The organism is Bradyrhizobium sp. 613_E4_N2_2 (genome assembly GCF_052075995.1).
Lineage (GTDB): Bacteria > Pseudomonadota > Alphaproteobacteria > Rhizobiales > Xanthobacteraceae > Bradyrhizobium > Bradyrhizobium barranii.
In genome coordinates, this window is sequence record NZ_CP197234.1 from 7,025,829 (window position 1) to 7,045,032 (window position 19,204).

The 19,204-nt window shown below is 64.2% G+C and carries 21 protein-coding genes; 8 read left to right on the top strand and 13 right to left on the bottom strand.

The window, feature by feature from the left end; translation table 11 throughout:
• The first annotated feature begins 2 nt into the window (after positions 1-2).
• Positions 3-1,631, top strand: a complete 1,629-nt coding sequence (locus AB7290_RS33245) for a fatty-acid--CoA ligase (RefSeq protein ID WP_063984935.1) — start codon at positions 3-5, stop codon at positions 1,629-1,631.
• Positions 1,632-1,922: 291 nt separating this feature from the next.
• Entirely contained in the window at positions 1,923-2,777 is an 855-nt protein-coding gene (locus AB7290_RS33250; protein ID WP_028148216.1) for a DUF1499 domain-containing protein, read from the top strand.
• Positions 2,778-2,830: 53 nt separating this feature from the next.
• On the opposite strand, the gene AB7290_RS33255 is transcribed toward AB7290_RS33250, so the two are convergent.
• The 4 genes from AB7290_RS33255 to AB7290_RS33270 form a co-directional block, all read right to left on the bottom strand.
• Positions 2,831-3,754: an MBL fold metallo-hydrolase gene (locus tag AB7290_RS33255; protein ID WP_085401298.1), complete on the bottom strand. Its 924-nt coding sequence runs from the start codon at positions 3,752-3,754 to the stop codon at positions 2,831-2,833.
• A gap of 171 nt (positions 3,755-3,925) precedes the next feature.
• Positions 3,926-5,140, bottom strand: a complete 1,215-nt coding sequence (locus AB7290_RS33260; protein WP_028148218.1) for an acyl-CoA dehydrogenase — start codon at positions 5,138-5,140, stop codon at positions 3,926-3,928.
• A gap of 138 nt (positions 5,141-5,278) precedes the next feature.
• Positions 5,279-6,355: a 3,4-dihydroxy-2-butanone-4-phosphate synthase gene (gene ribB, locus AB7290_RS33265; protein ID WP_028148219.1), complete on the bottom strand. Its 1,077-nt coding sequence runs from the start codon at positions 6,353-6,355 to the stop codon at positions 5,279-5,281.
• Between the two features lie 190 nt (positions 6,356-6,545).
• Positions 6,546-8,276 (bottom strand): cation:proton antiporter, encoded by a 1,731-nt coding sequence (locus tag AB7290_RS33270; protein ID WP_085401300.1) that lies wholly within the window; start codon positions 8,274-8,276, stop codon positions 6,546-6,548.
• 67 nt (positions 8,277-8,343) lie between these two features.
• Between AB7290_RS33270 and AB7290_RS33275 the strand changes: the two genes are divergently transcribed.
• Positions 8,344-8,871: a DUF3124 domain-containing protein gene (locus AB7290_RS33275; protein ID WP_085401301.1), complete on the top strand. Its 528-nt coding sequence runs from the start codon at positions 8,344-8,346 to the stop codon at positions 8,869-8,871.
• Between the two features lie 88 nt (positions 8,872-8,959).
• Positions 8,960-10,192: an aminotransferase-like domain-containing protein gene (locus AB7290_RS33280; RefSeq protein ID WP_028158083.1), complete on the top strand. Its 1,233-nt coding sequence runs from the start codon at positions 8,960-8,962 to the stop codon at positions 10,190-10,192.
• 8 nt (positions 10,193-10,200) lie between these two features.
• Here the strand turns inward: AB7290_RS33280 and AB7290_RS33285 are convergent, their stop codons facing one another.
• On the bottom strand, positions 10,201-10,473 hold the full coding sequence (locus tag AB7290_RS33285) for a helix-turn-helix domain-containing protein (protein ID WP_135216540.1): 273 nt from the start codon (positions 10,471-10,473) through the stop codon (positions 10,201-10,203).
• Positions 10,474-10,629: 156 nt separating this feature from the next.
• Between AB7290_RS33285 and AB7290_RS33290 the strand changes: the two genes are divergently transcribed.
• Positions 10,630-11,082, top strand: coding sequence for a hypothetical protein (locus AB7290_RS33290; protein WP_085401302.1), 453 nt, complete (start codon positions 10,630-10,632; stop codon positions 11,080-11,082).
• 153 nt (positions 11,083-11,235) lie between these two features.
• Entirely contained in the window at positions 11,236-11,457 is a 222-nt protein-coding gene (locus AB7290_RS33295) for a hypothetical protein (protein WP_071917652.1), read from the top strand.
• Between the two features lie 231 nt (positions 11,458-11,688).
• Here AB7290_RS33295 and AB7290_RS33300 read toward each other — a convergent pair whose 3' ends face one another.
• The 5 genes from AB7290_RS33300 to AB7290_RS33320 form a co-directional block, all read right to left on the bottom strand.
• Positions 11,689-12,507, bottom strand: coding sequence for an aldo/keto reductase (locus AB7290_RS33300; protein WP_085401303.1), 819 nt, complete (start codon positions 12,505-12,507; stop codon positions 11,689-11,691).
• Between the two features lie 304 nt (positions 12,508-12,811).
• Positions 12,812-14,386, bottom strand: coding sequence for an alkaline phosphatase D family protein (locus tag AB7290_RS33305; RefSeq protein ID WP_085401304.1), 1,575 nt, complete (start codon positions 14,384-14,386; stop codon positions 12,812-12,814).
• A gap of 118 nt (positions 14,387-14,504) precedes the next feature.
• Positions 14,505-14,924, bottom strand: a complete 420-nt coding sequence (locus AB7290_RS33310) for a hypothetical protein (RefSeq protein ID WP_085401305.1) — start codon at positions 14,922-14,924, stop codon at positions 14,505-14,507.
• Between the two features lie 109 nt (positions 14,925-15,033).
• Entirely contained in the window at positions 15,034-16,035 is a 1,002-nt protein-coding gene (locus AB7290_RS33315) for an NAD(P)H-dependent flavin oxidoreductase (protein WP_085401306.1), read from the bottom strand.
• A gap of 62 nt (positions 16,036-16,097) precedes the next feature.
• Positions 16,098-16,835 carry an SDR family oxidoreductase gene (locus tag AB7290_RS33320; protein WP_085401331.1) on the bottom strand — a complete coding sequence of 246 codons (738 nt, stop codon included), beginning with the start codon at positions 16,833-16,835 and terminating at the stop codon, positions 16,098-16,100.
• A 165-nt stretch (positions 16,836-17,000) separates the two neighbouring features.
• Here AB7290_RS33320 and AB7290_RS33325 point away from each other — a divergent pair, with 165 nt between their 5' ends.
• Positions 17,001-17,465 carry a winged helix-turn-helix transcriptional regulator gene (locus AB7290_RS33325; protein WP_085401307.1) on the top strand — a complete coding sequence of 155 codons (465 nt, stop codon included), beginning with the start codon at positions 17,001-17,003 and terminating at the stop codon, positions 17,463-17,465.
• 96 nt (positions 17,466-17,561) lie between these two features.
• Here AB7290_RS33325 and AB7290_RS33330 read toward each other — a convergent pair whose 3' ends face one another.
• Both AB7290_RS33330 and AB7290_RS33335 read right to left on the bottom strand, forming a co-directional pair.
• On the bottom strand, positions 17,562-17,936 hold the full coding sequence (locus AB7290_RS33330; RefSeq protein ID WP_085401308.1) for a PRC-barrel domain-containing protein: 375 nt from the start codon (positions 17,934-17,936) through the stop codon (positions 17,562-17,564).
• Positions 17,937-18,219: 283 nt separating this feature from the next.
• Positions 18,220-18,378 carry a hypothetical protein gene (locus tag AB7290_RS33335; protein WP_166350489.1) on the bottom strand — a complete coding sequence of 53 codons (159 nt, stop codon included), beginning with the start codon at positions 18,376-18,378 and terminating at the stop codon, positions 18,220-18,222.
• Positions 18,379-18,555: 177 nt separating this feature from the next.
• Here AB7290_RS33335 and AB7290_RS33340 point away from each other — a divergent pair, with 177 nt between their 5' ends.
• Positions 18,556-18,816 (top strand): hypothetical protein, encoded by a 261-nt coding sequence (locus AB7290_RS33340; RefSeq protein ID WP_028148230.1) that lies wholly within the window; start codon positions 18,556-18,558, stop codon positions 18,814-18,816.
• A 137-nt stretch (positions 18,817-18,953) separates the two neighbouring features.
• Here AB7290_RS33340 and AB7290_RS33345 read toward each other — a convergent pair whose 3' ends face one another.
• Positions 18,954-19,160, bottom strand: coding sequence for a hypothetical protein (locus AB7290_RS33345; protein ID WP_028148231.1), 207 nt, complete (start codon positions 19,158-19,160; stop codon positions 18,954-18,956).
• Positions 19,161-19,204: the final 44 nt, after the last annotated feature.

Sequence of the window (19,204 nt, forward strand, 5' to 3'; positions counted from 1 at the left end):
GAATGCTTGGTTTGATGCAAGATTGGCCCCTGCTCTGCCACCGGATCATCGAACACGCCGCCAAGATTCATGGCAAGCAGGAGGTCGTTACGCGATCGGTCGAGGGACCGATCCATCGCACCACCTACGGCGAAATCCACAAGCGGGCGCTCAAGGTCTCGCAGGTGCTGGAGCGAGACGGCATCAAGCTCGGCGACCGTGTCGCAACGATCGCCTGGAACACCTGGCGCCATCTCGAGGTCTGGTACGGCATCATGGGGATCGGCGCCATCTGCCATACCGTCAATCCCCGCCTTTTCCCCGAGCAGATCGCCTGGATCATCAACCATGCGCAGGACCGCATCGTGATGACCGACCTCACCTTCGTTCCGGTCCTGGAGAAGATCGCCGACAAGCTGCCAAGCGTGGAACGCTACGTCGTGCTCACCGACAAGGCGCATCTGCCTGAGACCACGCTGAAGAACGTGGTCGCCTACGAGGACTGGATCGCGGAGGCCGACGGCAAGTTCGAATGGAAGGACTTTGACGAGAACACGGCCGCCGCGATGTGCTACACATCCGGCACCACGGGCGATCCGAAGGGTGTCCTGTATTCGCATCGCTCCAACGTGCTGCACGCGCTGATGGCGAACAATGTCGATGCGCTCGGCACCAGCGCGTCCGAGACAATGCTGCCGGTGGTGCCGCTGTTCCATGCCAATAGCTGGGGCATCGCCTTCTCGGCCCCCTCGCAAGGCACCAAGCTGGTCATGCCCGGCGCCAAGCTCGACGGCGCCTCCGTCTACGAGCTGCTCTCGACCGAGAAGGTGACGCACACGGCGGGCGTGCCCACGGTGTGGCTGATGCTGCTGCAGCACATGGCCGCCAACAATCTGAAGCTGCCGGCTTTGAAGATGGTGATCTGCGGCGGCTCGGCGATGCCGCGCTCGATGATCAAGGCCTTCCTCGACATGGGCTCGAACGTGCGCCACGCCTGGGGCATGACCGAGATGAGCCCGATCGGCAGCGTCGCGGCGCTGAAGCCGCCGTTCCAGAATGCGACCGGTGAGGCGCGGCTCGACGTGCTTCAGATGCAGGGCTATGCGCCCTTTGCGGTGGAGATGAAGATCACCGACGATGCCGGCAAGGAGCTGCCCTGGGACGGCAAGACCTTCGGCCGTCTCAAGGTCTCCGGCCCCGCCGTTGCCAAGGCCTATTACCGTGTCGACAGCAACATCCTCGACGAGGAAGGCTTCTTCGACACCGGTGACGTCGCGACCATCGACGAGGCCGGCTACATGCGGATCACCGACCGCTCCAAGGACGTGATCAAGTCCGGCGGCGAGTGGATCTCCTCGATCGACCTCGAAAACCTCGCGGTCGGCCATCCCGCCGTGGCGGAGGCCGCCGTCATCGGCATCTATCATCCCAAATGGGACGAGCGGCCGCTGCTGATCGTGCAGCTCAAGCAGGGCCAGCAGGCCAGCCGCGAGGACATCCTGAAGTTCATGGACGGCAAGATCGCCAAATGGTGGATGCCCGACGACGTCGCCTTCGTCGAAGGCATTCCGCACACCGCGACCGGCAAGATCCTGAAGACCGCACTACGCGACCAGTTCAAGGATTACCGTTTCCCGAACGCGGCGGCGTAACCCTCGGTACCGCCCTCCCCTGGAGGGCGTGAGCGCTCGACGCATTGAAGCCTCCATAACGACATGGCCGGGCCTGTCCCGGCCATCCACGCCTTGCCCCGCGGCACGGAGAACGTGGATGCCCGGGCATAGGCGAGTGGAAGCGACGCCGTCCTTCGGACGGCTATGCCCGGGCATGACGGTCTGGGCGCATGCGGAACCCTTGAATTTGCCCCCGGGCCGTGGTCTCAACGGCCCATCGTCGCGCCAAATCGGCCGACATCGCCCAAAACCCCGGCAGAGCTTCACCCGATGGCCCGCAGGTTTTCCGCTCCCTATCAGTCGGAGCCCGTGTCCAGCCTCGCGAGCTGGGCGCGTAATCTGGCCGTGTTCGCGGTGGTGGCGGTGGTGGTCTCGATCATCATCGTCCGCTTCGACTTCCTGGAGATGAAACCGGCGCTGATGACGTTCTTCGGCGGGCTCGCGATCGCCGGCCTCTCGATCCTGTTTGGGCTCGCGGGCTTTGCCGCGATCTGGCAGAACGGCTCGCGCGGCATGGGGCGCATCCTGCTCGCCTTCCTCATCAACGGCGCGATCCTCGCTTATCCCGCTTATCTCGCCCTGCAATACCGCAAGCTGCCGCCGATCTACGACATCACCACCAACCCGATCGACCCGCCGCGCTTCGACGCGCTCGCGCACCTGCGCACCGGCGATGGCACCAACACCGCGGTCTATGCCGGCCTCTATTCGGCCGAGCAGCAGCGCCAGTTCTACCCGGACATCGAGCCGATCGAGCTGGAGATCCCGGTCGATCGGGCCTATGCGATCGCGCGCCAGCTCGTCATCAAGCGCAAATGGCTCGTCATCGACGAGCGCGAGCCGCAGCCACCGCGCCGTATCGGCCGCATCGAGGCGGTGGCACGGACGCCGATCATGGGGTTCCGCGAGGACATCTCGATCCGGGTCGTGCCCGATGGTGACGATTCCCGCGTCGATATCCGCTCGGCGTCGCGCTATTTCGACAGTGATCTCGGCAGCAACGCCGCGCGCGTCAAAAAATTCATCGACGATCTCAACACCGCCGCCGACGCCGACGCGCTGAAACCGGTGAAGAAGACGCCGGTCGCGCCACCGAAGGCACCGGCGAAGACGGTGAAGAAGTAGCCCCGCTGTCATTCCAGGACGATGCGCAGCATCCAGCCCGGAATGACGAGAAGCTAGGCCCCCGCCATTCGATACGTACCGCCGATCACGGGATCGCCATCCGTCGCCACCACGCCGCGCGCGACCAGATCTTCCAGATGCGCCAGGACCGAATAGCCGGCGGCCGTCGTCAGCCTGGGATCGATGCCGATATAGATCGCGCGCACCATGGTCGGGATATCGGCCTCGCCCTTGGCCAGGCGGTGCAGGATCGAGGCTTCGCGCGCCTTGCGGTGGCGGATCAGGAAGCGCACGAAGCGCTGGCCGTCCGGGATCTCCGGGCCGTGGCCGGAGAAATACAGATCCTCCTCGCGCGCGACGAGGCGGTCGAGCGACTCCATGTAGTCGATCATCGAGCCGTCGGGTGGCGCCACGATCGACGTCGACCAGCCCATCACGTGATCGCCGACGAAGTTGAATTTCCGTTCGGGCCAGGCGAAGGCGAGATGATTGGCGGTGTGGCCGGGCGTCGCCACGGCCTCCAGACGCCAGCCGGCACCCTCGACGACGTCGCCATGGGCGATCCTGATATCGGGCGCGAAATCGCGGTCGGCGCCGGACTCCGGATTGTGCTTCTCGCTCTCGAAGCGCGGGCGCGAGGCACGGTGCGGGCCCTCGGCATAGACGGGCGCGCCGGTCGCCTGCTTGATCCGCGCGGTGTTCGGCGAATGGTCGCGATGGGTGTGGGTGACGAAGATATGGCTCACCGTCTCGCCCCTGACGGCATCGAGCAGCGCCGCCGCGTGCGCCTCGTCGTTCGGACCGGGATCGATGATCGCGACGTTGCCTTGGCCTACGATGTAGCTGACCGTGCCGGTGAAGGTGAACGGGCTCGGATTGTTACAGAGCACGCGCCGCACGCCGGGACGGACTTCCTCGACGACACCGGCCCTGAGCGGAAAGTTGCGGTTGAACGGGATGTCGTCGTTGTCGGACATGGGACTTCCTGTGCACTGCAGCCCCAACCCTCGCCGTCATACCCCGCGAAAGCGGGGTATCCAGTACGCCGCGGCGCCTGAGGCGAAGGCGAGGTCTCTGGGATACTGGATCGCCCGCCTTCGCGGGCGATGACAGCGGAGCAAACTAGCCGCGGCCGAAGAACGCTGCGACTAGAAAAACGCCTGGATGCCCGTGATCGCACGTCCCAGGATCAGGGCGTGGACGTCGTGAGTCCCCTCGTAGGTGTTGACGGTCTCGAGGTTATGGACGTGGCGCATCACGTGGTACTCGGCCGAGATGCCGTTGCCACCGTGCATGTCTCGCGCGACGCGGGCGATATCGAGGGCCTTGCCGCAATTGTTGCGCTTCATGATCGAGATCATCTCGGGGGCAAACTTGCCCTCGTCCATCAGACGGCCGACGCGAAGCGAACCCTGGAGGCCCAGCGCGATCTCGGTTTCCATGTCCGCCAGCTTCTTCTGCACGAGCTGGGTCGCGGCGAGCGGCTTGCCGAACTGCTTGCGGTCGAGCGTGTACTGGCGGGCGCGGTGCATGCAGTCCTCGGCGGCGCCGAGCGCGCCCCAGGAGATGCCGTAGCGGGCGCGGTTGAGGCAGCCGAACGGGCCCTTGAGGCCGGACACGTTGGGCAGCAGCGCGTCCTCGGGAACCACGACGCCGTCCATCACGACCTCACCGGTGATCGAGGCGCGCAGGGACAGCTTGCCGCCGATCTTCGGCGCGGAGAGGCCCTTCATGCCCTTTTCCAGCACGAAGCCGCGGATCTGGTTGTCGTGCTCGGCCGACTTGGCCCAGACCACGAACACGTCGGCGATCGGCGCGTTCGAGATCCACATCTTGCTGCCGGTCAGGCGATAGCCATCCGAGACCTTCTCGGCGCGGGTCTTCATGCCGGCCGGATCGGAGCCGGCGTCGGGCTCGGTGAGACCGAAGCAGCCGACCCACTCGCCGCTGGCGAGCTTCGGCAGGTACTTCTTGCGCTGGTTCTCGTCGCCATAGGCGTAGATCGGGTACATCACCAGCGAGGACTGCACCGAGTTCATCGAACGATAGCCGGAATCGACCCGCTCGATCTCGCGCGCGACGAGGCCGTAGGCGACGTAGCTCGCATTGGCACAGCCATATTCCTCAGGCAGCGTAATGCCGATCAGGCCGAGCTCGCCCATCTCGTTGAAGATCTCGCGGTCGGTCTTCTCCTCGAGATACGCCTTGGTGACGCGCGGCAGCAGCTTGTCCTGAGCATAGGCGCGCGCGGTGTCGCGCACCATCCGCTCGTCTTCGGTGAGCTGCTCGTCGAGCAGGAACGGATCGTCCCATTGGAAAGAAGCCGCAGCCGGCTTGTCCTTGGTCTGAGGGCGCACGCTCATGAAACGTCCTTTCGTCTGGTTCCGTCAAAATTTGCCCGACAAAGTAAAGCGCCGCGGCAACAAGTGCAATTGCGTTGCAGATGGATGGCTCTGCGTGGACCCCGGGGATGCGCAGCGCGCGCCCCCGGAATGACAGCGCTAGCTTTCAAGCTGCTCGTTGGCAACGATCTCGATGCCGAAGCCTGACAGGCCCTTGTAGTCGTGCACCGACGAGGTGAGGTGGCGGATCGAGGTGACGCCGAGATCGCGCAGGATCTGCGCGCCGACACCGACCTCGCGCCACTGGCGGTTGCGGTCCGCCTCGCTCGCGCTCTCATCGGGTAGCGGGGCAACGGGGACACCGGCGGCTCCGTCACGCAGGTAAACCAAGACGCCACGGCCGGACTTCTTGAAGTGCTCGAGCACTGCCGCCATGCGCTTATGGCCGGTGAAGATGTCCTTGACGATGTTGGGCTTGTGGAAGCGCGTCAGCACGTTCTTGCCGTCGCCGACGCCGTTATAGACGAACGCGACGTGGGCGATGGAATCGAACGGCGAGCGGTAGGCATAGCCCTGAAGCGGCCCGATCGGGCTGTCGGTGACGAAGGTCGAGACCCGCTCGATCAGCTTCTCGCGCACCTGGCGGTAGGCGATCATGTCGGCGATGGTGACATGCTTGAGCTTGTGCTGGGCCGCAAAGCGGGCGACCTGCTCGCCCTTCATCACGCTGCCGTCGTCGTTCATGAGTTCGCTGATGACGCCGACCGGCGGCAGGCCGGAGAGCTTGCACAGGTCGACCGCGGCCTCGGTATGGCCGGAGCGCAAGAGCACGCCGCCGTCCTTGGCAATCAGCGGGAAGATGTGGCCCGGGCGGGCAAAATCGTTGGCGCCGACATTGGGATTGGACAGCGCGCGGCAGCACGAGGCGCGCTCTTCGGCCGAGATGCCGGTGCCGCCGTCGGGCTTGTAGTCGATCGAGACCGTGAATGCGGTGGTGTGCGCGGAATCGTTGTGGGCCACCATCGGATCGAGCCGGAGGCGGCGCGCGTCCTCGGTGGTCACCGGCGCGCAGACGATGCCGGAGGTATGGCGGATGATGAACGCCATCTTCTCGGCGGTACAGAGCGAGGCGGCGACGATCAGATCGCCCTCGCCCTCGCGGTCCTCGTCGTCGGTGACGACCACGAGCTCACCCCGGGCAAAGGCCTGCAAGACTTCCTGAACGTTATCGGGCATTTCCCAATCTCTATCGGTTATGGCCGGGAGGCTTCGCCGGACGCCTTAGCCGGACTTGGCCCCAAGCGCTAGTGTCCTGGACGCAACCGCATATGCCTGATGGCGGGCCGGCCCGCGGGTCTAAGGCTTGCACCGAAGATACCAGGGATATAGGCGCACACGGCCCGGACGGAAAGCGGCCGCGCCGCCTTCAGGGCAGCACTTCGCGCCGCTCGCCGAGCCGGACATCGAGCTCGGCCCGCTTGTCGGCCAGCAGGCCAGCCTGGGCCGCTTCGATCACGGTAAACAGCTCATGAGCGTCGCTGAGCCGGGTCACCGTGACGTAGCTGGCGCCGGCCGCGTAGAGCTCGCTCACATCCGACAAAAGATCGGCCGTGGCCACGATCATGGCGGTCGGGTTGAGGGTACGGACGTGGCGGACCAGCTTCTCGTTGCTGGCGCCCTTGAGAAGGGCGTCCGGCACGCTGAGGATGATCATCTCGGACTTGCCGACGCCGGCATGGAGCAGCGTGTCGGCGCTGCTGATGTCACCATAGATCACGTGCAGGCCGCGCGACAGCAGCGTCTTGTACACATTGGGATTGAAGTCGATCACGGTGATCTGCTCGAGCAGCACCGGCGCCTGCCGTTCGATCTCGGCCAGCAGCGCGCTCGCCGCACGGAAAAAGCCGAGGATGACGATGCGGCGGGCCTCGCCGTGGCCGCCCTCGTGCCCCTCCTCGGCGTGGCCGTTGCCATGGTCGAGGTCGCGCAGGCCGATCCGCTTCAGGGGGCCGATCGCCCAGCGGGTGATCTCGTCGCTGCGGGTCATCACGAAGGTCGAGAGCACCGCCAGCACCACGAAGGCAAAGGAGGCCGCATTCGCCGTTTCGGCCGCGATATGATGGTCGGCGACGCCGGTCTGGATCACCACCAGCGAGAACTCGGAGATCTGCGCGAGGTTAAGGGCCGGCAACAGGCTGGCGCGCAGGCCCTGCTTCATCAGGTAGAGCGGGGCGAAGGTGGTGACGAGGCGGCTCACCACCGTGAACGCCGCGATCATCAAGGCAAGCCCGATCACGGAGAGGCCCGGCACGGGAATGGTCATGCCGAGCGCGACAAAGAACAGCGTGATGAAGAAGTCGCGGAGCGTGGTGACCTTGGCGGTGACGTCGAGGGCGTAAGGGAAGGTCGACAGCGAGACGCCGGCGATCAGCGCACCCATCTCGCGCGACAGTGAGAGCCGCTCCGCGGTCTCGGCGACGAGGAAGCACCAGGCGAGCGCGCCAAGCAGGATCAACTCGGGGCGACGGGCAATCTGATGGAATAGGCGCGGCAGCACATAGCGGCTGACCAGCAGTGCGGCAGCGACCAGCACCGCGACACGGCCGATCGACAGCAGGATGACGCTGACCTCGAGATTGGCGAGGCTCGGCTGCACCGCCAGGAACAGGATGGCGAAGATGTCCTGGAGCACCAGCACACCGAGCGTGATGCGGCCGGGCAGCGTGTCGAGCTCGCGCTTCTCGTAGAGCACCTTGACGATGATCACGGTGCTCGACAGCGCGCAGGCGACGCAGAGATAGACCGCATCGAAATGCCCACCGCCGAGCGACAAGCCGATGCCGACGAAGAACAGCACCCCGAGCAGGCAGCCGCCGATGAGCTGGCCGCCCGCCGCGAACAGGATCACCTTTCCCGCCCGCACGATTTTCTTCAGGTCGATCTCGAGCCCGATCATGAACAGCATGAAGATCAGGCCGAGCTCGGAGATGACGCTGATCGATTCCTGCGATTTGACCCAGCCGGCACCGAATGGACCTATGCAGAAGCCGGCGATAAGGTAGGCCAGGATCAGCGGCTGCCGGGAGAAATGGGCGAGCAGGCCCAGCATCCAGGCAAACAGAATACAGAGAGTGATGTCGCGAATGAGTTCGTGCATACCAAATTGGTCCGTTTTGCCGCACCCTAGGGCCAGGTTGCGGCGCGGCAAGCGAGCAATTCGTCACATGCGAGCAGGGCTTTTCGCAGCAATGCTGCTATGTCCCCTCGCCTCTGCCGCGCCCGCAGCCGCGCAATCCAAGGTCAATATCGAACAAAACTTTGCCGATTCGCTCACCACACTGCCGAAGGAGGAACTCGCCGTCTCCGGCGGGTTCTATGTGCCCGCCTATTCCAGCGTTGCGATGAGCCAGGGCAAACTACGTGTCGACTTCTCGGTGACGCTGAGCGTTCACAACGCCTCCGAGACCCAGCCGCTGATCGTCAAACGCATCGCCTATTTCGACACCGCAGGCAAGCAGGTCGAGACCTACCTGAAGGGCCAGGTGGCGCTGAAGCCTCTGGCCACCGTCTCGATCTTCATTCCGACCGACGATGTGCGCGGGGGGACCGGGGCCAATTTCCTTGTCGACTGGGCCGCAACAGGCGAGATCGCCGAGCCCGTGGTCGAGGCCTTGATGGTTGGCGGCGTCGCCAATGCGCATTACGCTTTCATCAGCCAGGGCCGTCCGACCCGGACGGCCACAAAGAAGTAGAGGCCGTCCGACGAGGACGGCCGGCAAGAAGTAAGGCACGCCGGCGCAAGGCCGGTCGCTCAACAAGAACAAAACGAGGAACGCTCCCATGACGTCCAGCTTCGATTTCGCGCCCCTGTTTCCCGCAGGGCTGCCGGCCCCTTCCGCGCGCTGGACGGGCCTCGCCAAGTACAGTTTTGTCGGTGGCAACAACGACTCCGAGCAGTTGCCGCTCGACGGCCTGATCGAGGCGACCAATTCCGCCTTGCAAAAGGAAGGCCGCTCGCTCGCGACCTACGGCCTGGCGCACGGGCCGCAGGGCTATTTGCCCTTGCGCGAATTCCTGGTGACAAAACTGAAGCGCGACGCCGGCATCAACTGCACCGTCGACGACCTCCTGATCGTCTCCGGCTCGCTCCAGGCGCTCGACCTCGTCAACGCAACGCTGCTGACACGCGGCGATACCGTGATCTTCGAGCAGGACAGCTATCAGGGCTCGTTGACCCGCCTGGCGCGGCTCGGGGTCAACGTCGTCGGCATCCCCCTCGACAAGGACGGCATGCGTATGGATGTGCTGGCCTCGACGCTGGCCGATTTGAAGAGCCGCGGCATCCGGCCCAAGTACATTTACACCATCCCGACCGTGCAGAATCCCACCGGCAGCATCATGCCGGAGAGCCGCCGCGCTGAACTGGTACGGCTCGCGGCCGAATATGGCGTGCCCATCTTCGAGGACGATTGCTACGCCGATCTCGTCTGGTCGGGACAGCGACCGCCGGCGATCCACGCGATGAGCCCGAACGGCGGCGTGATCCATATCGGCTCGTTCTCGAAATCGATCGCACCGGCGCTGCGCGTCGGCTTCATCGTCGCGCCCTGGGATGTGATGTCGCGGATGCTGGCGCTGAAGACGGATGCAGGCTCAGGCGCGCTGGAGCAGATGGTGCTGGCCGCCTATTGCAAGCCGCACTTTTCGACCCACGTACCGGCACTGACGAAGGCGCTGCGCACCAAGCTCGATACGCTGATGGAGGCGCTGAACGAGCAGTTCGGGACGGCGGCCGAGTTCGAGGAGCCCAAGGGCGGCATCTTCCTGTGGGTCAAGCTGCCCGACCAGGTCGATACGCTGAAACTCTATCAGGCCGCGCTCGCCGCCGGAGTCTCGATCAATCCGGGGCCGGAATGGTCGACCAACAAGCCCCATTCCTCCTCGCGGCTCAGGCTGTGCTTTGCGAGCCCCTCGCATCAGCAGATCCGTGAGGGCGTCGCCGTGCTGGCCGAGGTCTGCCGCAAGGAGTTCGGCGTGCCGGCCCGCAGCGCCAACGTGGAGAAGCGCGCCTAAGGCTCGCTCTAGGCCACCTGAGGCTGGCTGCCGTGGATCGCGGAGGCCAGCCGCAGCAGCAGCACGATCGAGACGTTGCCCTTGCCGGCCTCGATCTGGGCGATGTAGCGCTCGGAAATCCCGGAGCGGCGGGCCAGCTCCCGGCGCGACATCTCGCACCGCGCGCGCGAGGACCTCAAGCGCTCGCCCAGCTCGGCCAGGAACGCGGTCTCGGAATAAGGCGGCACGGCACAGCTCCCCGGCAGTACCTCGCCCGCGAAATCCACGACTTGATTCAGCATCGGTCTCACCAACTTCGCCTTCGGGAGCGCCATCCTACCCTTGATACGACCGGCCTCATTGACGCGGATCAAATTCGCGCGCGATTGCCAGCTCGCGTGGACGATCGCGCGCGGGATGCTACACTTGGACTTGTTCGAGGCGGGGTTTTTCAGGACATGACGCGTTGTCTGGGCTGCTGGATCGCGGCGGCGATGCTGTGGATTGCGTTCACGCCAGCGGCCGGCGCCGAGACGCTTGCGGCGACGGTCGAGCAATGGGGCCTGCTGGGCTCGTGGGCAGTCGATTGCGCGGCCCGGCCGGACCGCGACAAGGGCTCGCTGTTGACTTACGAGATCAGGAAGGACGGCCGGGTGATGTACCGGCGCGATTTCGGCGAGGCCAGGGACGAGAACGAAGTGGTGTCCGCCACGGTCGAAGCCGAGGGCCTGCTCAATGTGATGGTTTACTTCCCCTCGCTGCACCAGGCGCGTGAATTCGGGCTGCTGCTGGCGAAGGATGGCAGCCTGCGCGCGATCTACAATCGCAGCGAGCGCGGTGTGTACACGATCAGGGACGGCAAATACGTCGCGACAGGCGCGCCGACACCTTCACAGCAACGCTGCGATTGAGCATCACGTTTGAGCATGATCGCTCGGAAAGCCGCTTCGCACTTTTCCGAATCGTGCTCTGTCTGAACATCCATTCAGAATTCTCTTCCAGTTCCTCCGGAACGTTCGCACACATGCGCCGTTCTCATGTGCATTGCATTGGAGGAGGACATCTTGAAGAAGCTTGGTTATGTGGTTGCGGCTCTCGGCGCGCTCGCGATCGTTGCACCGACGATGGCGAATGCCGAAACGGTGGTGATCAAGAACGGCTACCATCATGGCTACGGCGCCCGCGCCGAAATGCGCGAGCATCGCGACCACGGCTGGCATCGCGGCTGGCACCATCACGACCGGGTCGTCGTGGTCAAGCGCGGTCACCGTCACCATTGGGATTGATGCGTAACACATCATGGAAATGGCCCCTCGCGGGGCCATTTCTTTGCGCTCTTTCTTCCTTCTCCCCTTGTGGGAGAAGGTGGCGCGAAGCGCCGGATGAGGGGTTGCTTCAGCGCATTCAATGAGAATTGGACTCGCGGATGGAGACCCCTCACCCGTCTCGCCGCTACGCGGCGAGCCACCCTCTCCCGCAAGGGGAGAGGGTAAGGGCGGTGCGTTCAGCGTCGAGTTTTAATCCCACACCGGCGCAAAGCCTGGATTGACGCAACGCCTGTCCTTGGGCAACGCCGCGATCTTCTTGCGGTCGGCATCGTCGAGCGTGATCTTCAGCGCATCGAGATTGGCCTGCTGGCTCTCGCGGCGCGAGGCCTTCGGGATCGCAGCGACACCGTTCTGGTCGAGCAGCCACTTCAGCGCGACCTGCGCGGCGGTCGCGTTGTGCCTGGCGCCGATCTCGGCCAACGCCGGATCTGACGCGATGCGTCCTTGCGCGAGCGGGCAATAGGCGACCAGCGGGATCGATTTGGCGTTGAGATAGGCCAGCACCTTCGATTGATCGAGCATGGCGTGATATTCGATCTGGTTGCAGGCGATCGGCGCCTTGATGTCCTCGACCGCGATCTTGAGCAGCGCCGTGGTGAAATTGGCAACGCCGATCGCCCGCGTACGCCCTTCCTCCTTCAGCTTCATCAGGGTCTCGAACACCGCGCCCCAGTTCGCGGATTTCGACGGCCAGTGCACGAGGTAGAGATCGACATGGTCGAGCCGGAGCTTGGTCAGGCTGGCGTCGAAGGCGCGGCGGATCGCATCGGGGCTGAGATTCTCGTGCCAGACCTTGGTCGTGACATGCAGCTCGCCGCGCGGCAGCCGGGCCGCGGCGAGCGCGGCACCGATCGGCTCTTCATTGGCGTACATCTCGGCGGTGTCGATGTGGCGATAGCCGATCGACAGCGCGCTCTCCACCGCCGCGCGGCAGGCATCGCCCTGCATGCGGAAAGTGCCGAGGCCGAGCTTGGGCATGCTGATGCCCTGTGTCTTCAGATGATCCATGAGCTAACTCCTGACGTATTTCAGCCGCCGAACACGCGGTGGGGCCGCAAGGGCAGACTCTTCGGTGATGGAAAAGAAGTGGCGGGAATGGAGACTATAGCGCAGGAGACGCGAGGCGGCCAATCAAGATCGGGTTAGTGCTGGGATGCGCGATCCGTCCCCACCGTCATGCCCGGGCATAGCCGTCCGAAGGACGGCGTCGCTTCCGCTCGCCTATGCCCGGGCATCGACGTTCTCAGGGCCGAGCAGCAGGGCGTGGATGGCCGGGTCAAGCCCGGCCATGACGACGGAGAGAGTTGCCCACTCACGAATGCTGCGCGACCACGGCCGGGCGCGCCTGCGGCTGCGGCACGATGTCGACCGACCAGAGGTCGCGGTTGTCGACGTCTTTCAAGGTCACGGTCATCACGCCGCTCGCACCGTCGATATCGACCCTGCCGAAGAACTGCAGGCCGAAGCACGGCGCGAGGTTCTCCCCCTGCGCCTCGCTGCAGCCGTTCTGGTACATCGCGACCGGGCCAAACGTATTGTCGAGCTCGCCCGGACCCCAGGTGCCGGCATGGAGCGGGCCGGAGACGAACTCCCAGAACGGCTCAAAATCCTGGAATTGCGCCTTGTTCGGATCGTAATAATGCGCGGCGGTGTAGTGCATGTCGGCGGTGAGCCAGACGATGTTGCGGATGCCGGCGCGCTTGATGGAGCTGAGGAGGTCGGCAATTTCATGCTCACGCCGATCGGGCGCTCCATTGCCGAGCGCGACGGCATCGAGACTGACGAGGCCGATCGGCAGGTCGGCCGCGATCACCTTCCAGGTCGCACGCGAAGCGGCAAGCTCCCGCTTCAGCCAGGCGAGCTGCTCGGCACCGAGAATCCAGCCGCGATGGTCCTCGCCCTTGTTCCAACTGTCGTCACGGTAGCTGCGCATGTCGATCATGAAGACGTCGAGCAGCGGACCGTAAGCGATCTTGCGATAGACGCGGCCCTGTCGCGCGCCGACGTCGCGGATCGGCATGAAATCGAAGAAGGCACGGCGGGCGCGCGCGACCAGGCGCGGCGTGCCGTCGTCCTCATAGCCGGCGTCGTCATAGCTGCCGGTCGGCGACCAGTCGTTGGTGACCTCGTGGTCGTCCCACTGTGCGAACATCGGCACCTCCGCATGGAACGCGCGAAAATGCTCGTCGAGATGGTTGTATTTGTAGTTGCCGCGGAATTGCGCCAGCGTGTGCGCGGCCTCGGCTTTTTCCTCGGTCACCAGATTGCGCCAGGTCTCGCCGTTCGGCAGCTTCTGCTCAGAGGGAATCGTGCAGTCGGCGTAGATGTGATCGCCGGAGTGGATGAAGAAGTCCGGGCGATTGTCGAGCATGGTGCGATAGCTGCGATAGCCGCCGCGCGAGATGTCGATGCCCCAGCCCTGCCCCGCGACGTCGCCTGACCACACGAACGAGATCGATTGCCCTGCGGCCGGCGCTGTGCGGAAATGGCCGACGCGGCTTTCGCCGGCAATGCCGGTGGCGATGTCGTCGAAGCGCACGCGATAGAAGATGTCCTGCCCGGACGGCAGATCGTTCAGCAGCAGTTTTGCGGTGAAGTCGGCATCGGGCAGCGCGTCGCGCGAAGCTGACGCCATGATCGTCTTGAAACTCTCGACGGTCGCGCATTCCACCTGCATCCGCGCGGGCCGGTCGGCGCGCGCCCAGATCACGGCGGAGCCATCCGAGACATCGCCGGACTGAATGCCACCCGCGATCTGCGGGCGATCGGCGGCGCGGCTGATGGATGGCTTTGCGAGTGTGCCGAGCGCGGCAACGGCGAGGCTTGAAGTCGAGCGGACCAGGAACTGCCGCCGGGTCCATGCGCGCGAGGCGCGGAGCGTTGCCATTCAGGAAACCTTCGTCGAATCACGACGGAAGGTGCCTGCGCTCCTTGACTCCTATCCTGACGGTTTCTTGACTCCGCGCCTACGGTTTTGCGACGCCCGGATGACGCGAGAGATCCGGCTAGTGCTTCCAGTTGCAGATGCCGCCGGTGCGGCACGGCCAGGTCTGGATGCGGGTGTCCATCGCCTGCGCGTCCAGCGGATTGCCGCGACGATGTGCAAGCTTGGTGCGCGCTGCGCCGCGCGGCTGGGCGCTCCTGGCATGAACAACCTTCGGCCCGGTCACGTGCACGCGCTCGGCGGCAACTTTCTTCGGCACGTCGATGGGTTCGCCGCGCGCCTGCGCCTCGTTGCCACCCTTCGCCTCCAACGCGACCGGGGCGAACTGCGTCTCGGGCCCAAGCCGCTTCGGCGACAGCACCGCCTTGGAGAGATCGAGACCGAGATATTCGTCGGGCTTGTAGTCGTCAGCGCGCGCAATGCCGCCCCATGCGAGCACGAGGGCAACGGCAACTGCAAAAGAAACGCTCTTCAGGACCACGGACGCCTCCTGAAATCACTTATTTCAAGGGGTAATTTACCTCTATTTAGGAGGCGTCACGCGCAATTCCAGCGGCCAAGTGCCGCCGTGGTTAAGAAGTTTGGCGGTGTCAGGCGACCTTTCGCGCCGCACCCGTCCCGTCCAGGAACCCCATCAGGCGGCTGCGGATGATCTCTTCCGCCTCATCCATGATGCGATCGACGAGCTCCTTGCAGGAGGGGATGTCGTGGATCAGCCCTGCGACCATGCCGCAGCTCCAGGCACCCGCGTCCATCTGGCCGTCCAGCATGATCTTCGGATAGACGCCCGCGACCTGGTCGTGGATGTCGTCGATGCTCAGCTTGGCGCCCTTCTCGCGCTCGATCTCGAGCAGACGATCGACGTTGGCGTTCTTGAGCACGCGCTCGGTGTTGCGCAGAGCGCGCATGATCAGGCGGGTGTCGAGCTCGGTTGCCGCAACAAGCGCGTTCTTCACGTTCTGATGCACCGGTGCTTCCCTGGTGGCGATGAAGCGCGTGCCCATGTTCATGCCGGCCGCACCCAGCGACAGCGCTGCGACGAGGCTGCGCCCGTCCGCCATCCCGCCGGAGGCGACGAACGGGATCTTCAATTCCTCCGCCGCGCGCGGCAGCAGGATCATGTTGGGAATGTCGTCCTCGCCGGGATGGCCGCCGCACTCAAAGCCGTCGACGCTGACGGCGTCGCAGCCGATGCGCTCGGCCTTCAGGGAGTGGCGCACGGACGTGCATTTGTGGATCACCTTGATGCCGGCGGCCTTCAGCGCAGGCATGTATTGTTCGGGGCTGCGCCCCGCCGTCTCCACCGCCTTGATGCCGCCTTCGACGATGGCCGCGATGTATTCCGGATAAGGCGGCGCCGCGAAGGTCGGCAGGAAGGTGAGGTTCACGCCGAACGGCTTGTCCGTCATGTCGCGGCAGCGCGCGATTTCCTTCGCGAGCAATTCCGGCGTCTTCTGCGTGAGACCCGTGATGATGCCGAGCCCTCCGGCATTGGAGACGGCAGCGGCGAGTTCGGCAAAGCCGACGAAATGCATGCCACCCTGAATGATCGGGTGCTCGATGCCGAACAGTTCGGTGATCGCGGTCTTCACGTAGGGGCCTCCCGGATTTCAGTTTGTATTGGGATCAGTCTAGCCGCAGTCTTGCTCCGCGGTCACCATTTCTCTCCGAAGGGACGGATCTCCATCTCGAAGGTCCAGGCGCTCTTCGGCTGCTGATAGAGCTGCCAATAGGCATCCGCGACAGATGACGGCGGCATCAGAAGATCGGGATTATCAATCGCATTCGCCCCGAGCGCTTCGAGCCGGCGCTGCCGCACCCACTCGGTGTCGACGCCGGAATCGATGATGAGATGGGCGACGTGGATGTTGTTCGGCCCGAGCTCGCGCGCCATCGCCTGCGCCACTGCGCGCAGTCCGAATTTTGCGCTGGCAAAGGCAGCAAAGCCGCTGCCGCCGCGCAAGCTCGCCGTCGCACCGGTGAAGAAGATGTTGCCGCCACCGCGCGGCAGCATCAGCCGCGCCGCTTCTCTGCCGGCCAGGAAGCCGGAATAGCAGGCCATCTCCCACACCTTCCGGAACACGCGCTCGGTGGTGTCGAGGATCGGGAAATTGACGTTGGCACCGACGTTGAAGATGCAGACTTCGAGCGGCGCATGCTGGTCGGCGTCATTGAGGAAGGAGATGACCTCCTCCTCTTTGCGTGCATCGAGCGAGCGCGCGTGAATCTCGCCGCCGGCGGCCTCGATGTCCTTCACCAGCGGCGCCAGCTTGTCGCCGTTGCGGCGCCCGGCAAAGACCGTGAAACCTTCCGCGGCAAATTTCTTGGCGATCTCGGAGCCGATGAAATCGCCGGCCCCGATCACGGCGGCTGTCGCGTTTCGCTTGGGCAAGGTCACCTCCTCCTGTGGGAACGGCATGTGATTGAGCCGGAGGCTATAGTTCTAAAATAGAACTGTCAAACTACAGGGGTGAATGGTAGCCTGCAGCGAGAATAGCGCTGATCATTCAAGTCAGTTCCTTTTTCTGACTTACTACCCTTTGCCGGAGATCGCTACATGAAGTGGGACACGCTGGATGAAGAGCCCTGCTCGCTCTCCCGCACCATCGCCGTGGTCGGCGACCGCTGGACGCTGCTGATCCTGCGCGAATGTTTTTTACGCGTGCGCCGGTTCGAGGGATTTCAGTCCTCGCTCCAGATCACGCGGCACCTGCTCTCGGAGCGTCTGAAGAAGCTGGTGCGGTTCGGCATCCTGCGCCGCGTCCCCTATTCCGAGGCGCCCAAGCGCTACGAATACATCCTGACGCAGAAGGGCCTCGACCTCTACCCGATCATCATGGCGATGGTGCATTGGGGCGACACCCACATGGGCGACGAGCGCGGCCGCCCGCTGCTGCACCAGCACAAGACTTGCGGCAAGGAGTTCGACCCCGTGATGGTCTGCTCGGAATGCGGTGAGCCACTGCATGCGAAACAGGTGCATGTGCATGCGGGGCCGGGGCGGAAGGAAGCGGTGGGGTAGAGTGGCGCCAAGCAAAAGGTGTCGTGCCCCGCCTCGACCGGGGCATCCAGTCGGTGGGCCGTTCCTTGCTCATCGGAGCTCGCTTTCCATGGGAGCTTACGCGAAGGGAACGCCGTAATACGAGTTGATGCCGCGGACTGCCGCGTCGTCACCCCAGTTCCAGTCGCTTCGTTCGTCGTATTTCGGCGCGCCTTCGAGCGTCTTGGCGGTAATCCCGGTGACATAGCCGCCGAGCTCCGTATCGTATTTCAGCGACTGCCAAGGCAGCGGATAGTGGTCGTTGCCGAGGCCCAAGAAACCGCCGAAGCCGAGCACGACGTAGGAGACCTTTCCGCTGACCTTGTCGATCATCACGCGTTCGATCGAACCGATCTTGTTGCGATCGGCGCCATAGACCGATGTTCCCTCGACCTTGTCGCTGCCGATCAACCTGCCCATCTCGCTGCGGTCCAACTCGTCTTGCATCAGCATCCCAATTCTCCACTCAGCCAACGTGTGAACCAACCGGGTCTGCGAGCGAACGTTCCGGCGCATGTTCTGGTGGTCGCATCAGACACGGAGCACGGTCGCCAGGGGCGATCAGCGAGCGGCCGCGGCCTCCGGTAGCATCAGGAAATCATGCATCGCGGCAGCAGTCTGAAGCTGATCGATGCGCGCCATAACAGAATCGCGCTGCTGTCCATCCGGCAAGCACGACAGTTCGTGCTCGAGCCGCAGCTGCTCTGCCTTGAGACGTTGTTCGAACGTGTGGGGCTCAGATCGTCTTCGCATCTTCCGTCCTCGGTGGTTGCAGCCCCGAGCTGTTGGCCCAGCGCTCGACTTGCTCGATGACCTTCTGATGGCTCGGACGCACCGGTTTGGGCGCCTCGGGCTCTTCGGAAAGCTTACGGGGTAACCTGACTTCCTCCGTCATGGCCTGTTCTCCCTCTCTTCCGAAAGAATGCGCCACCGCCAGAGTTGTTTCAATAATAACTTATTGATTTCACTGATTATTTTTACTAATCTGACGATTTTTCCGACTCTTGTGGAACTCGCGCCAAACTCGTTCGTTGAGCAAACTACTCAACTTACTCACTTTGCGTGATCGACCATGAATGACCTTCGCGCCGAGCGCCTCCAGGTTATGCTCTCGCCGGAAGAGCTGGCCGCCGTCGATGATTTCCGATTCAAGCACCGCATGCCGACGCGCGCTGCGGCGGTCCGAGAGCTTCTCAAGTTCGGGCTCGCAGCCGCGGGCATCGAGACGAGCATCGACCCGTCGGCAGGCATCAAATCAAGCGAGTTTGGTGTCTTTGGTCGCGGTCCCGAAGGACACGCGCCGGCGAAGCCCGAGGGCGACACCGAGGATTGAGTCTCTCCCAAGCAAAAACGACCCCGGCACAGTGGCGTGCCAGGGCCGTCCTTGGAGATTGCTTCCGGCGCACCGGGGGCATGACAGCCGGAAGCAATCCGTCGACTCGTCGCGAAGGGATTCGTTCCTCGCGAGAACTAGCCGGTCGGCGCGTCGCCGGAATCGTCCGGCATCACGCCGGAGCCCGGTGTCTTGGTGTTGTCGTTGAGCTTGGGATCGCGCGTTGCTTCGCGCGACGGCGAGCCCTTCGAATCCGTCTTGTGCACGGCTTGCGCGCGCTGCTTGTCGCGCGGTTGATCTTCCGCCCGCTTGTCCTTGACGATGCCGTGGTCGGAATGCGCCATGATGTCCTCTCGCCTCTCCAGATGTCCTGAAGCGCTTACGCGCC

Coding starts and splice junctions, on each gene's coding strand:
- AB7290_RS33245 (WP_063984935.1), top strand. CDS start 3: ATGCTTGGTTTGATGCAAGATTGGCCCCTGCTCTGCCACCGGATCATC.
- AB7290_RS33250 (WP_028148216.1), top strand. CDS start 1,923: ATGGCCCGCAGGTTTTCCGCTCCCTATCAGTCGGAGCCCGTGTCCAGC.
- AB7290_RS33255 (WP_085401298.1), bottom strand. CDS start 3,754: ATGTCCGACAACGACGACATCCCGTTCAACCGCAACTTTCCGCTCAGG.
- AB7290_RS33260 (WP_028148218.1), bottom strand. CDS start 5,140: ATGAGCGTGCGCCCTCAGACCAAGGACAAGCCGGCTGCGGCTTCTTTC.
- ribB (WP_028148219.1), bottom strand. CDS start 6,355: ATGCCCGATAACGTTCAGGAAGTCTTGCAGGCCTTTGCCCGGGGTGAG.
- AB7290_RS33270 (WP_085401300.1), bottom strand. CDS start 8,276: ATGCACGAACTCATTCGCGACATCACTCTCTGTATTCTGTTTGCCTGG.
- AB7290_RS33275 (WP_085401301.1), top strand. CDS start 8,344: ATGCGAGCAGGGCTTTTCGCAGCAATGCTGCTATGTCCCCTCGCCTCT.
- AB7290_RS33280 (WP_028158083.1), top strand. CDS start 8,960: ATGACGTCCAGCTTCGATTTCGCGCCCCTGTTTCCCGCAGGGCTGCCG.
- AB7290_RS33285 (WP_135216540.1), bottom strand. CDS start 10,473: ATGCTGAATCAAGTCGTGGATTTCGCGGGCGAGGTACTGCCGGGGAGC.
- AB7290_RS33290 (WP_085401302.1), top strand. CDS start 10,630: ATGACGCGTTGTCTGGGCTGCTGGATCGCGGCGGCGATGCTGTGGATT.
- AB7290_RS33300 (WP_085401303.1), bottom strand. CDS start 12,507: ATGGATCATCTGAAGACACAGGGCATCAGCATGCCCAAGCTCGGCCTC.
- AB7290_RS33305 (WP_085401304.1), bottom strand. CDS start 14,386: ATGGCAACGCTCCGCGCCTCGCGCGCATGGACCCGGCGGCAGTTCCTG.
- AB7290_RS33325 (WP_085401307.1), top strand. CDS start 17,001: ATGAAGTGGGACACGCTGGATGAAGAGCCCTGCTCGCTCTCCCGCACC.
- AB7290_RS33330 (WP_085401308.1), bottom strand. CDS start 17,936: ATGCTGATGCAAGACGAGTTGGACCGCAGCGAGATGGGCAGGTTGATC.
- AB7290_RS33335 (WP_166350489.1), bottom strand. CDS start 18,378: ATGACGGAGGAAGTCAGGTTACCCCGTAAGCTTTCCGAAGAGCCCGAG.
- AB7290_RS33340 (WP_028148230.1), top strand. CDS start 18,556: ATGAATGACCTTCGCGCCGAGCGCCTCCAGGTTATGCTCTCGCCGGAA.
- AB7290_RS33345 (WP_028148231.1), bottom strand. CDS start 19,160: ATGGCGCATTCCGACCACGGCATCGTCAAGGACAAGCGGGCGGAAGAT.